8 protein-coding genes are annotated in these 13,820 nt (G+C 67.4%); 7 read left to right on the top strand and 1 reads right to left on the bottom strand.

Annotated features, from left to right (window positions below):
• The first annotated feature begins 11 nt into the window (after positions 1 to 11).
• Entirely contained in the window at positions 12 to 3,956 is a 3,945-nt protein-coding gene (locus AB0L58_RS05010; RefSeq protein WP_364381228.1) for a CHAT domain-containing protein, read from the top strand.
• A gap of 39 nt (positions 3,957 to 3,995) precedes the next feature.
• On the opposite strand, the gene AB0L58_RS05015 is transcribed toward AB0L58_RS05010, so the two are convergent.
• A complete protein-coding gene (locus AB0L58_RS05015) occupies positions 3,996 to 4,580 on the bottom strand; it encodes a hypothetical protein (protein WP_364381231.1) in 585 nt (194 codons plus the stop codon).
• A 104-nt stretch (positions 4,581 to 4,684) separates the two neighbouring features.
• Here AB0L58_RS05015 and AB0L58_RS05020 point away from each other — a divergent pair, with 104 nt between their 5' ends.
• The 6 genes from AB0L58_RS05020 (at position 4,685) to AB0L58_RS05045 (ending at position 13,819) form a co-directional block, all read left to right on the top strand.
• Positions 4,685 to 4,897, top strand: coding sequence for a hypothetical protein (locus AB0L58_RS05020; RefSeq protein ID WP_364381234.1), 213 nt, complete (start codon positions 4,685 to 4,687; stop codon positions 4,895 to 4,897).
• A complete protein-coding gene (locus AB0L58_RS05025; RefSeq protein WP_364381237.1) occupies positions 4,887 to 5,210 on the top strand; it encodes a type II toxin-antitoxin system PemK/MazF family toxin in 324 nt (107 codons plus the stop codon). The genes AB0L58_RS05020 and AB0L58_RS05025 overlap by 11 nt, the downstream gene beginning before the upstream one ends.
• Positions 5,211 to 5,306: 96 nt before the next feature.
• On the top strand, positions 5,307 to 6,851 hold the full coding sequence (locus AB0L58_RS05030) for a TIGR02677 family protein (RefSeq protein WP_364381240.1): 1,545 nt from the start codon (positions 5,307 to 5,309) through the stop codon (positions 6,849 to 6,851).
• Positions 6,851 to 8,266, top strand: a complete 1,416-nt coding sequence (locus AB0L58_RS05035; protein ID WP_364381779.1) for a TIGR02678 family protein — start codon at positions 6,851 to 6,853, stop codon at positions 8,264 to 8,266. The genes AB0L58_RS05030 and AB0L58_RS05035 overlap by 1 nt, the downstream gene beginning before the upstream one ends.
• Before the next feature lie 3 nt (positions 8,267 to 8,269).
• Entirely contained in the window at positions 8,270 to 12,481 is a 4,212-nt protein-coding gene (locus AB0L58_RS05040) for a TIGR02680 family protein (RefSeq protein WP_364381243.1), read from the top strand.
• 18 nt (positions 12,482 to 12,499) lie between these two features.
• A complete protein-coding gene (locus AB0L58_RS05045) occupies positions 12,500 to 13,819 on the top strand; it encodes an MFS transporter (RefSeq protein WP_364381246.1) in 1,320 nt (439 codons plus the stop codon).
• The last annotated feature ends 1 nt before the right edge of the window (position 13,820 follow it).

Here is a 13,820-nt window from a genome sequence, read left to right on the forward strand (position 1 = left end):
AGGGGTGGGCGATGAATCGGGTTCGCGTCATTGTGCGTCGCGATGCGGACGAATCGCTACGCACCACGGTGTTCGAGGCGGGTACGCCCATCGGCGAACGGGTAGCACCGCTACCTGATCTGCTGGCCTGCGCCTGGGATGCGGTGGGTGGCCAACCGGAGACGGTGCGTCGAACGGTTGTGCAGATCGGTACCGCACTGCGCGACACACTGTTCGAGCCGCGCACCACCTGGCAGCTGATGCGACTCGTCGACGACTCCGATACAGAGGTGGTCTTCGATATCGACGACGATACGATGCTGCTCCCCTACGAGATGCTGGTGCTCGCCGACGCTATGCCCCTGGCCATGCGGCCGACCGTAGCCATCTCCCGAAGGCATTCGGGTGCCGGGCAGCCCAACCCCTTCCCGGCACCGGGACCGATGAAGATTCTGGCCGCGGTCGCCGCGCCGACGGAAACCCACACGGCCAATGTGGCATTGGATGTGGAAGCGGAGATGCAGGCGATCCTCGACGCGGTCTCGCAGGTGCCGACCGCGGGCGGCGGCGTGCGCATCCTCGAGGTCGCTTCCCTACAGCAGATCACCGCCGCGCTGCGGGCCGAGGAGTTCCATGTGCTGCATCTGAGTGCGCACGGGTCGGCGACGATGCTGGAATTGGAGGATGAGGACGGCGATCCGGATCTGATCGAGGCCGCCGATCTCATTGCCGCGCTGCGTGCTTCGGAACGGGCGCTACCCCTGGTGGTGTTGTCGAGTTGTGGCGGTGTCGACGGCGGCCCTGCCGGGCTGGCGCGCACGCTGATCAGCGGGGGTGTCGAGCGGGTACTGGTCATGCAGACGCGGGTTTCGGACCGATATGCCACGCGGTTGGCGAAATCGTTCTACGCCATGCTGTCCGCGCACCCGGCCGGGTCGGTCGCCTTCGCATTGGGGCAGGCGCGCTATGCCCTCGAGCAGGAGCGGCTCGCCGATGGCGCGTCGGTTCCGCCCGAATGGTTCGTACCGACGCTGCTGACCGGTATCGCCGATCGGCCGCTGTGGCATCCGACGGCGCCGCCGCGACCGCTCGGGCGCCGGACGCAGGCGCCGAGCGGTGCGACGGTGCGCGAGTTGCCGGTCGGCTATCTGATCGGCCGCCGCGGGCCGGTGCGCGATATCGTCCGGATGCTCGATTCGTCGCGCGGGCGACCGGGTGTGGTGATCACCGGGATGGGCGGGCTCGGGAAGACAGCGGTGGCCGGTCGCGTGGCGGCGCGGATGCGGGAGCGCGGCTGGCATATCGCCGAGCATGTGGGGCAGTGGAATCCGTCCGCGCTGTGTGCCGCGATCCGCGCGGCGATCGCGGACGACCCGGCATTGCGCACGGTATCCGAGGCGCTGGACCGCGCTAGCGGCGAGCAGGCCCTCGAGCATGTCCATCGGTTGTTGGCGGGGAGCCGAGTGCTACTGCTGTTCGATGATTTCGAGCAGAATCTGAGCCGGCCGGGCGGTGCCGAATTTCTGGATCCCGGTTTCGCCGAACAGTTTTCGCAGTTGTGTCGGATTGCCGGGACCGGTCGATTGCTGGTTACCTGCCGCTATCCGGTTCCGGGTGGTCTCACGGAGGTCGGCTTGACGCCACTGAGTCCGGCCGAGTTGCAGCGCATGTTCCTACGGCTGCCGCAGATCAGCGGTTTGGGTCCGGAGGAGCAGCGGCTCGTCGCGCGGACGATCGGTGGACATCCGCGGCTCATCGAATTCGTCGACGCGCTCTTGCGCGGTGGCGACGGCACACTGCGTCCGGTCGGTGCGCGGCTGCGCCGCTTGGCAGCCGAACACGCGGTCGATCTCGGCCAGGACCGAACCCTGGCCGAAAGCCTCGACACCGCGGTCGTGCTCGGCACCCGCGACATCCTCGTCGATGCGCTGGTCGACCTGCTCGACGCATCCGAACGCGAACTGCTGCTGCAGATTTCACTCTCGCGGACGCCGCTGCGCGATCTGGATATCTCCCATGCCCGCTTCGGTGCCGACGCGACGCGAGACCAGCGCCGCGAAGTGCTGGCGGCCATCGATACATTGCTCAGGCTGACACTGTTGACCACCGATGACGACCGATACCTCGTGCACCCGTGGGTCGCCCAGGCCCTCGATACCCACCAGGGTGCCGATCGGATCCGCCGCCACAACCGAGCCCACGCGATGCGAATCGCCCGAATCTCGGCTGGTTTCCGGGATTTCCACGACTACAGCGAGGCATGCGGACATCTACTCGCCGCGGGCCGGTACACCGAACTCACCGAACTCGCCATCCCCTTCTGTCGCGAGTTGGACCAATTGCAGGTCGCCGCCCTGCTCGGCGAGATCATGCCAACTCTGCCGATCGATACGCCCGGCTATCTCGAGCTCGGCGACCGCGAGGTACGCGCACTGCGCCGCACCGGAAACCTCGGTGCCGCGACCGATCGCCAGTGTGCACTGGTCGAGGTGCTGCGGGCCAGGGTCCAAACAGCCTCGGGCAGTGCGGATGCCCGACGCGCACTCGTCATCGGCCTGGACACCCTCGGTGAACTCGCCGTGCTGGGTGGAGATCTCGGCACGGCGCGCGAGCACTACAGCCGATCCCTGCGCACCGCACGGCATCTCACGAATACCGATCCGCACAACGTCGATATGCAACAGGTTCTCAGCCGTGCACTGGAGAGCCTCGGCGATATCGCCGTGCGCACCGGGGATCTCACGGCCGCGCTCGCCCACCACACCGAGGCACTGGCCATCCGACGCTCCCTCGCCGATAACGCCCCCACTCGCGTGGACCTGCACCGCGACCTGGCCAATGCCTGCACCCGACTCGGTGACCTGGCCGTACTGACCGCCGATCTCGACGGCGCACAGTACCTCTACACCGAATCCCTCACACTGCACAGCGGTCTCATCGAATCGGGCCCCGATGCCGCCGAATCCCGGCGTGGCCTGGCCATCGCACACGGCAAACTCGGTGATCTCGCCATGCGCGCCGGGCACGGCGAGACCGCGAGCAGGCACTATTTCGAAAAGCTGCGCATCAGTACCGAACTCTCGCTGGCCGATCCTGGCGATACCGAGATCACCCGCGACGTCGCCATCGCCATGCAGCAGATCGGCGACACCTCGCTGCTCTACGAAACACCCGAGGAAGCGTTCACCTTCTTCACCGAATCCCTCGCCATCCACCGCGAACTCGCCGATCAGGATCCCGGCAACGCCGAATACCGCCGCGATCTCGCCATCGCACTCAACCGGTCCGGCGATGTGGCCATGCAACTCGGCGAACTCGCCGCGGCCTCGACCCACTACTCCCAAGCTCTGGCGATCCACCGCGGATTCGCCGACGCCGATCCGGGCAATGCCCGAAATCAACGCGACCTCAGCATTTCCCATGACAAACTCGGCGACTTGGCCGTCCGCACCGGCGACTATCTGGCCGCCGACCACCACTACACCCAATCCCTCACCCTCGCAAAGCAACTCGCCACCGCCGACCCCAGCAACACCGAAAAGCAGCGCGACCTGAGCATCTCGCACTGCCAACTCGCCAGGGTGGCCGCCGCGACCGGCGCCTTCACCCTCGCCTTCCGCCACAACACCGAGGCACTCACCATCGCCCGCCGCCTGGCCGCCGCCGATCCGGAGAATCTGCAACTGCACCGCGATGTCGGTCTGATCCTCTGGGCCATCGGTGCCGCCGCCGAACGCGAATACGACTACGACACCGCCGCCGAGGTCTACCGTGAGGCCCTCGCGATCGCCCAGGACATCCTCGAAACCGACCCGGCCAGCCCCCGCGCCCTCCGGGATATGGAATTCGCCTTGGCCAACCTGGGGCGCGTACTCGACATCGTCGACCCGAACCCGCTCGGGTCCACCCACAACGGCATCAATACCGTCATCGAACAAGGCAAGCGCCTGCTCCGCCGACTCCTCCCGCCGCAGTGAGCTACTGTTCGACCGGGAGTCTATGGACCACGTGAGCGATCAGTGCGGCGGCCACTGCGATTGCGGCGGATATTCGGGCCGCTGGAACTGTGTGGCCGGTGGTTGGGGTTGCCACGGTGGTGGGGTCGGCGCGGCCAGCGTGCGGGGTCCTCGTGATTGCGCGGTGGCGCTGATCGCCGTGACGACCGCGCCCAGCGCGAAGACGAAGGCGGGCAGGTTCAGGGCGAAGTCCTTGACTTCAACCACTTCGTGAAATCGCACCATCGCCACCACCTGGTCGAGCGACGGCGCGAACAGCGTTCCCGCGGCAGCGGCGGCGAGCGCACGGAATGCCGGATTTCTGGCACCCGCTCCTGTCACCAGCACAATAGCGGTGACGACCACCAGCACGGCCGTCATCAGAAACGCGATGTTGTCGATGAATTTGAAGTAATCGCTGGTGAACCGCCAGATCGCCGTCAGCAATGCCGAGAGCACAAGCAGACCCGCGGTAACCCAATCCAATGCCGACGCTGCGCGCCGGGCCGGACCCGGATAGGGCGGCGGATAGGGCGCCGCGGACGGATAGCCTTGTGCGCCAGGGTATCCGGATTGCGGTTGATATGGCTGTTGCGGCGTTACCACTGCGGAACTCCTTGCCGACCCCGAGGCCGATATGCCATCGGTCTCAGCAACCCTACCGAACACTGCGCTGCCTCGTGGGACGAGTTCGCTGTAAAGTTGGGTGTATGACGGTGCGCATGAATATCTCGATGGATGACGATCTGGCTGCTCGTCTGCGCGCCGCATCGGCGGACAAGTTGAGTGATTACATCTCGAAGGCCGTGCGGCGGCAGCTACTCGACGATGAACTGAGGGCGTTGCCGGACAGCACCGGGACCGAATGGGCCAAGGACGCCGAGCAGACCGCCGAACAAGTATTGTTCGGCCGTGCCAGCTGAACCCACGCACCAAGGCCAGATTTGGAATCTCGTCAGCCGGATCTCCGGGCGCCGCGCAACGGTGGTGATCGTGGATTCCGATGTGGTGATTCGGCAGCGGCCGATGTTGGTCGCCGCGCCGGTACGCGAGGCACGCGAAGTGCCGTCGCGCCATCAATTGCTCACTGTCGCAATGCCGGAGAGTTCGCGGGTGATCGCGCTGTACGACATCGCCATCATCCCGAAGGACAGTCTCACCACGCAGGTGGGTGAGCTCACTTCGGAGGTGCTCGAGCAGGTGAAGATCGGGCTGCGCGCCCGATTCGACCTGTGAGTCACCGGGTGGCGAACAGCGGCAAACCGGACGCGGCCACGCCGAATTGGGGTCGGTCTCGACACCCGCGACCGACCCGCTACTACCCTGTTCCCGGTGACCGACTCCGTTGACGGCCTGCCGTATGCCGCGCCCGCGCTATGGGATGAGCGGTTGCGGCTGTTCTCCTTCGCCACGGCCGAGAAGCGGGCGGAGTATCTGTGGGTGCTGCGGGCGTTCGACAGTGCGCGGGCGGCGTATGTGGTGTTGCTGCACGCCGACGATGTCGCGACCTGGATCGAACGCAGTGCGCCCGACGCACCGCAACTGACCGGCGCCGAGATCGGGCCGCTGCTGGATCAGCTGCACCAATGGGGTGTGGTCGAGCGCAGCTATGACGGGACACGCGCCGCCACGCTCGCGGAGTATCGGAATCGGCACTACGTCTATCAGCTCACCCAAGCCGGATTCAAGGCATACCGTGCGGTCGCGGGTGTGCTCGAGGCACGGCTGGACGAGGCGGCGCTGTCGCGACTGGTGCTGCCGGAGCTACTCGCGGATCTCGCTGCCCTCGCCGAGGCGAATAAGGCCGGCGACGCGGAGCGCGTCTACCGGACCCTGCGCCGACTCGATGCCGCACTCTCGGATATGGCGGCGCGGGCCGCGCACTTCTACCTCTCGCTCGGCGATATGGTCCGCACCACCGAGATCACACCGGAATCGTTCCTGGCGCACAAGGACGCACTGCTCGCGCATATGCGCGAGTTCAGCATGGATCTGGCTCGCTTCGCGCCGCGCCTGGCCGCCGCGATCGGCGAGATCGAGGCGACCGGCGTCGAGGAGCTCATCGCGCGGGCGGCACGCTGTGACGAGCGGGTGCTGCTGAGTCCGGCCGAGCGGCAAGCGGATTGGCGGGCGCGCTGGCACGGATTGCGGACCTGGTTCGTCGCGACGGCCTCCGATATTCCCGGCGAATCGTCTGCGACCGAGGCGGATCGGCTGCGGGAGGCGACCATGAGCGCCATTGCCGCCGTGCTGTCGCTGCTGCGGCGAGTCACCGAGACACGCAGGGGCGGGGTGAGTCGCGAATCGGCGCTGCGACATCTGGCGGGCTGGTTCACCGCCGCGCCGACCGCCGACAGCGCGCATGCGCTCTTCGACGCCGTCTTCGGACTCGGCAGGCCGCGCCATATTTCCCTGGAACATCCGGACGCGGAGCTGATCCCCGCGATCCGCTCCTGGTGGGAGGCACCGCCGCTGGAGATCTCGCGCACACTCGCCGAAACGGGCAGACCGCCACAGGCCGGTGCCCCCGCCCGAATTCAACGCAATGACGCGGGAATTCGCCGACTCCGCGAGGCGCAGCTCGATGCGCAGCGTGCCCGTGCCGAGGCCGCCAAGTCCTTGGCCGCCGCCTCGGTCCACGAGCGTGTCCTCGACGAACGCGAGACCGAGGTGCTGCTGCGCCTACTCGACGCGGCATCCACCGCCTGGGTTCCGGTCAGCGGCCGCATCGACGGCACCACCGGCTCCGATAGCGGCGTCACCCTCACCGTCTCGGAACATCCAGGCTCGACGGTGATCCGCACCGCACGCGGCCTGCTGCATTTGAACAACCGCCGCCTCGAGGTGAAGCAGTCGACCCGCGGGCGGCGCGCATGATCAACGCCCGTCGCATCGACTCGCTCGCACTCGACAACTATCAGCGCGCCGCCAGGGTGATCCTCGCCAATCACCTGGTCACCCGGACCTATCCGGACCGGATCGCGCTGCCGCTGATCCGTCGCTGGGCCACCGAACTGCGCGAGGATCTGGCCGAGTTGTTCGGCTACCGGCTCGAGGTCACCGAAACGACAGCCCGGGTCTTCCCCGTGATCGATCGGCTCGATTCCGGCAAACCGGCTCGCGCCGTCACCGATCGCGTCTTCGATCGCCGCCGCTATGCCTACCTGGCCTTGGCACTGGCGGCACTCGGCCGCGCGGGCGATCAGATCACGTTGTCGGAGTTGGCCGATCAGGTCGCCGCCTATACCGGCCGGGTCGAGGGCCTCGAACTTTCATCCGACCGCGCCGCCGATCGCGATGCCTTCGTCGATGCCGTCGGCTGGCTCGCGCAACGGGGCGCGCTCACTCTGGCCGATGGCGATGCGGGTGGCTGGGCCGCCGATCCGGAGGCGGGCGAAGCGCTGTACGACATCGATCGCCCGGTGGTATTCGCGCTGTTCCGACCACCGCGCGCACTGCAGCATCTGCACAGTGTGCATGGTCTGCTCACCGAGGACGCGCTGGCACCCGGTCCGGCCGCAAATGCGCAGGCCGCCGATGCGGCTCGGCGGGTGCGGCGCAGTCTCGTGGAGCGCCCGGTGGTGTACGCCGAGGATCTGCCCCGCGACGAGCGCCCGCTATTGCTGCAGGACCGGGTGGTCGCGGATGTCGAACTGTTCACCGGGCTGCGGGCCGAACGCCGCGCGGAGGGCGTTGCATTGATCGATGTCTCCGGCCGTCTCTCCGATGTCCGTTTCCCGGGCACCGGGACGTTGGCGCAGGTGGCGCTGCTGCTGGTCGGTGAGATCGCCGATCGCGTCCTCGATATCGACAATCCGGTACGGGTGCGTCCCGGCGCACCCGATCCGGCCGTCGCGCTCGCCGAACAACTCGACGGTGCCATCCCCGAATCCACCGTATTCGTCCCGCTCGCCGATCTCCCGTCGACCGATCCCGGAGTCGCGGAAGAGCTTTCCGATCCCGATACGGAGGCGATGACCTACGTGCGCGCGACGTACCCGTTCGTCGAGGCGAGTTGGGTCGGTGAGACCGTGCAGGCGCTCACCGACCGGTACGGTCTCACCTTCGCGGCGCAGTGGCAAGCCGATGTTCCCAGGCTGACCAGGGAAGTTACCGCCCTGCTCGAGCGGCTGCGGCTGGTCCAGGTGGTCGCGGACGGTCTGATCGTGCTGCCCGCACTGGCCCGCTACCGTGGCGCGGTCGTCACCGTCCGCACCAAGCGGGCCGCCGAATTGTTCGTCACCGCCGCCGACACGCTCGGGGCCGACAGCGCTGGTACGGAAGGGATTTAAACCATGTCGCTCATCCATGGCGGAGTGCGGTTCGTCCCGACCCGCGCCGGAATCATCAATCTGTGGGACTACCGCGACCAGGAATACTGCTTCGCCGACGGCAGGCTGGTACTGCGCGGACCGAACGGTTCCGGTAAGACCAAGGCACTCGAGGTGCTGTTCCCGTTCGTGCTCGACGGCCGGATCGAACCGCGCAGGCTCAACCCGTTCGCGGGTGAGGAGCGCACCATGAAGTCGAACCTGTTGTACCGCAAGCAGGAATCCGCGTATTCGTATGTGTGGATGGAGTTCGCGCGCGGTAAGTGGGACGATCCCGAGGTTGTCACCATCGGCATCGGTATGCGCGCCACCCGGTCTTCGGACAAGGTGACGCGCTGGTATTTCGTCGCCGACGGTCGGGCTGGCGTCGACTTTTCTCTCATCGGCCCCGACGACCGGCCGCTGACCCGCAAGCAGTTGGCCGAGCAGATCGGCACCGACGCCATCGTCGATCGACCGGTCGAGTACCGCAACGCGATCGATGCGCGCATGTTCGGCCTCGGCACCCAGCGCTACGACCAGCTGATCAATCTCATTCTCACGCTGCGCCGTCCGCAGCTCGCGAAAAACCTTGATCCGCGCGGACTTTCGCAGGCACTCACCGACGGCCTGCGCCCGCTCGACGATCAGCTGATACTCGACGCGGCGCGCTCGTTCAGCGATATGGAGGAGGTCGGGCGCACCCTCGAGGGGCTGGTCCACGCCGATACCGCCACCAGGTCTTTCGTCGGGGTATACCGCAAATACCTTGCGGTACAGGCCAAGACCGACGTCGATCAGGTACGGACGCGCCTCGACGCGGTGACACACGCCAGCACCGCCCTGTTCGCCGCCACCGCACTGCGTGAACGTCGCGAGACCGAACGCACGGCCGCCGAGGCGCGCGCCGACGATGCCGACCGCTCCTACGAACAGGCGCTGTCCGACCGGGAAACCCTGCAGCGTTCCAGTGCCTACGAGGGCAAACAGCAACTCGACGATCTCGCCGACGCGGTCCGCCGCCTGGAGACCTCGGCGGGTGTGCACAAGGACAAGGCGCTCAAGGCCCGGCAAACCCTCGATCAGCGCGGCGCGGAGGCCGAACGCGCCAAGACGGCCGTGCAGAATGCGGCCGCCGCGCTGGCCCGTGGCGAGGACGAATTGCGTGCCGCCGCCGAAGATGCGGGCATCACCTGGGCGGGATCGGCCGATCAGGCACGTGGCGATCAGCTGACCGCCGCGGTTCGCGGACACGCCGAGGAGCGCGACGCCGACGTGCGCGCGGTCCGCAAGGCGCTCGGTCTACTGGATTCGGCTACCGCCGAACGGAATCGAGCCGAACAGCTCGCCGACCGGGCCAAGGCGCTGCGCGAATCGGCCGCCGCCGAGGTCTCGGCCGCCGAGGCGGCGGTCGTGCTCGCGCGTACCGAGGCCGGTGGTGCACTGCGCACCTGGTGGGATGCGCATCGAGAGGTGTACTCGCCCATTCGGAAAGGCCTGTTCGAGGCGCTCGACGCCGCATTGGCCACGGCGGGCTCCGATGAGGCCGCCGGGATCGCCGAGGTTCTGGTCGAACGTGCCGAGCCGCTGCTGGAGGACATCCGCTCGCGCCGTCAGGAAGCGCGCGCCGCCGCCGCGCTGGCCGGTGACCGGCTCGCCGAACTGCATGCCGAGCGCGATACGGTCGCGACGCAACGTGACGAGGCCCCACCGGTTTCCGCCGCTCGTGCCCGGAACGCGCAAGGCCGTGCGGGTGCGCCGCTGTGGCGACTGGTTCGTTTCGCCGATGCCGTGACACCGGCGCAAGCCGCGGGCATCGAGGCCGCCCTGCACGCCGCGGATCTGCTCGACAGTTGGGTCTGCGCGGAATCCGAACGGCCGGAATACACCTCCGACCAGTTCCTGGTTCCGCTGCCACCCGATGCGCGGCCCTCCGGTCGCAGCCTGGCCGATGTCCTTGTCGTGGAGGATGATGCGGCCGACCTCACGGTGCCGAAGCACATCGTCACGGATGTGCTCGCCTCCATTGCCCTGTACGACAAGGACGATGAAATCGGCACCGAGGTCGCGGTCAGCACCACCGGCGGATTCCGCCACGGCGTCCAGGTCGGCCGCCATCACAAACCCGATGCCGAATTCATCGGCGCCACCGCCCGCACCAAACGCCGGGAAATCCGGCTAGCCGAGTTGGCCGCCGCCATCGAGGCCGCCGAGCAGACACAGCGACAGGCCAGGGCCGACGAGTCGGCGGCGAGCGCCGAAATCGCGCGAATCTCAGCTGCCGCCAAGGCATTGCCGCGACCCTCGGCCATCACCGGTGCACTGCGCGCGGTTTCGGAAGCCGCGGGCATGATGCGTTCGCGCTCCGAGGCTGTCGCCCAGGCCGAACGCGACCTCGACCAGGCGGTGGCCGAGGCGTCGGTCGTCGAGAAGAAGCTGCGCTCGGTCGCACAGGCCCATCGCACTCCGCGCGATGCTCGCGAGGTCGATGCGCTCGCCGCCGCCATCCGTCATTTCGAGAACACCGGGACCGGCCTGCTGCGGCTGCGCGCCGACCATGAACGGGAGCGCGAACGCGAACGCGAGGGTTCGGACCGCTTCGACGAGGCCCGCGATCTGGCCGAGGCGTTCGCCGAGGAGGCCGAGGCCGCCAATTCCGGCTACCAGGAGCAACTGCGCAAACTCGAAACCCTGCGCGAGGCGCTGGGCGCGGGTGCCGCCGATATTGATCGCGAACTCGACCAGGCGCGCGCGAAGATCGAGGCGACCAGGGCCGAGCAGAAGGCCGCCCGCAAGGCGGCCAATGCGGCGATCGAGGCGGTCGGTGATGCGGAGGCCGCCTACCGCACCGCACACGAATCGCTCGGTACCGCGCTCACCGAGGTCCTTGCCGATGTGAAAGCCCTCGCGCCGTACGCCCAACCGGATCTGCTCACCTTGCTCGGCGCACCCGCGGACAGCCGCTGGCCGAGCAGCGAGGCCGCGTGGTCGACCTCCGAACAACTGCTCTACCGCATTTCGGCGGCCGGGCCGGAGGCCGAACCCCAGGTGCTGCCGGAAGAGGTGGCCGAACTCTTCGACAACCTCACCGCCGCAACGTCTTCCGTGCGGGCCGGCGAGGCGGCCCGCAAATCCACGCGTAGTGCGGTGACCTCGGCACTGCAGGAATTCGATGCCGCGCTGGCCGGTTCCGGCCGCGACTACCGGCTGCAATGGGATGCCGCGGACGGTCTGACCGTCGTCCAGGTACAGGACGACAACGGGCTATCGGCCCTCGCGGATTTCGCCACCCGCATCGACGCCGCTCGCCGCGATCAGGAATTGCTGCTCACCGATGCCGAACGCCGAATCCTCGAGGACGCGCTGCTCGCCGGGCTCGCCCAGCAGATCTACGAACGCACCAGTGATGCCCGCGATCTCATCGCCCGCATGGGTGCGGAGATGAAGCAGCGCCGCATGTCCTCGGGCAATACCATCGGTGTGCACTGGGTGCTGTCCGATTCGCTCTCCGACGCCGCCCGCGCCATGTGCAAGCTGCTCGATCGCGACGCCTCCGTGCTCGTCGCCGATGATCTGGCGGCCATCCGCGCCCACTTCGCCGCCGAGATCCGGGCCGCGCGCGCCGCGCATCCGGAGCGTTCCTACCCCGAAATCCTGGGCGCGACACTGGATTACCGGACCTGGCGGGTATTCTCCTTCACCCTGATCTCCGCCGACGGCAGCGAGGACAAGCTGACCGTGGCCAGGCACAGTGCGCTCTCCGGTGGTGAACAGTCGGTCTCGCTGCACCTGCCGCTGTTCGCGGCCGCACACGTCATGCTCGATTCGGCCGATCCACAGGCGCCGCGACTGCTCGCGCTGGACGAGGCATTCGCCGGTGTCGATGATAACGGCCGCAGCGAATTGCTCGGCCTGAGTGTGCAGTTCGACCTCGACCTGTTCATGACCGGTTACGACCTGTGGATCACCTATCCGCACGTCCCGGGCTGCGCACATTACGATCTCGCGCATTCGGCCGCCGAGAACACCGTCAGCGCAACGCTGCTCGTGTGGGACAGCGGCGATCTGCTGGCCGAACACGACGGGACCGATCTCACCGCCGCACTCGGATCCCCCAACCGCCGCCGCGTCCCGAACTCGATCGAGGGCGGGCTGGCACTGGACGATATGCCGGGCACACCGGCCCCGGTCGGCTGAATTACGAATGGATAGCTAGTGCCTTCGAGCTCCACCCCGCACCAACGCACGGTCGCCCTCGCCACCCTGGTCGGCACCACCCTCGAGTGGTACGACTTCATGCTCTACGGCACGGCATCCGCACTGATCTTCAGTAAACAGTTCTTTCCGACGCTGAGTCCCGCCGCCGGAACGCTGGCGGCATTCACCACGTTCGCGGTGGGTTTCGGGGCGCGACCGATCGGCGGGCTGCTCTTCGGCCACTTCGGTGATCGGATCGGTCGCAAGACCACCCTCGTGGTCTCGCTCTTCCTGATGGGTGTGAGCACCCTGCTCATCGGGGTGATCCCGAGCTATGGAAGCATCGGATTCTGGGCTCCCGCACTGCTCGTGGCGCTGCGACTACTGCAGGGCATCGGACTCGGCGGTGAAGGTGCGGGCGCGGTGGTGCTATCGATGGAGCATGCGCCGCGGGGACGGCTCAACCGGTACGCCAGCTTTCCGCAAATGGGCACACCGGCGGGGCTGATCCTGGCCAACGCGATCTTCCTCGGCACCAGTGCGCTGCTGCCCGACTCGGCCTTCCTGAGCTGGGGTTGGCGAATTCCGTTCCTACTCAGCGCGGTTCTCGTCATTGTCGGGCTCTGGGTTCGGCTCGGTATCACCGAATCCGCGGACTATGCCGAACTCGTCCGACGCGGTGCAGTCGCGACATTCCCGCTTCGCGACGCCCTCCGGGTGGGAGCGGCGCGGCTGCTGCTGATCCTCTTCGCCGCCATCGCGACCTCGGCGGTCGTCTATATCTTCATGGTGTTCACGTTGACCTATGGCACCAAGGCGCTCGGTTTCAGCCGGAACTTCCTCCTGCTCGGTGTCATCGTTTCCGCCGTTTTCTGGTGCGCCACCATGCCCGGTTGGGGCTCGCTCGCCGACCGCTACGGCACGCGTCGGATATTCCTTGCGGGCACTGCCGCGCTGACAGTGTGGTGTGCGGTGTACTTTCCGCTGCTGAACACCGGGAACAAGGCCGCCGCATTCCTCGCGCTGCTCGGCATGGGCGTGACGCTGCCGATCGCCCACAGCGTCGGCGGCATCATCATCGCCGAACTCTTCGCGCCCTCGGTCCGCTACTCCGGCACGTCGCTGATCGTGCAGACTTCGGTCGTTCTCGGCGGTGGCCTGGCCCCGCTCATCGCGACCGCACTGTGGACCGCAGGCTCGACCTCAACGACGGTGACCTGCTACATCGTCGCCGTGTGCGCATTGAGCACGATCAGCACGGCGGTACTGATCCGGGTGCTGCCGAACCCGGCGGCCGAGGTATCGGCGCAGACCCCGGCCTCCGTACCGGTCGGCTGAC

The sequence above is a fragment of the Nocardia sp. NPDC052112 genome, from assembly GCF_040680135.1.
Taxonomy (GTDB): domain Bacteria; phylum Actinomycetota; class Actinomycetes; order Mycobacteriales; family Mycobacteriaceae; genus Nocardia.

Coding starts and splice junctions, on each gene's coding strand:
- AB0L58_RS05040 (WP_364381243.1), top strand. CDS start 8,270: ATGTCGCTCATCCATGGCGGAGTGCGGTTCGTCCCGACCCGCGCCGGA.
- AB0L58_RS05020 (WP_364381234.1), top strand. CDS start 4,685: ATGACGGTGCGCATGAATATCTCGATGGATGACGATCTGGCTGCTCGT.
- AB0L58_RS05010 (WP_364381228.1), top strand. CDS start 12: ATGAATCGGGTTCGCGTCATTGTGCGTCGCGATGCGGACGAATCGCTA.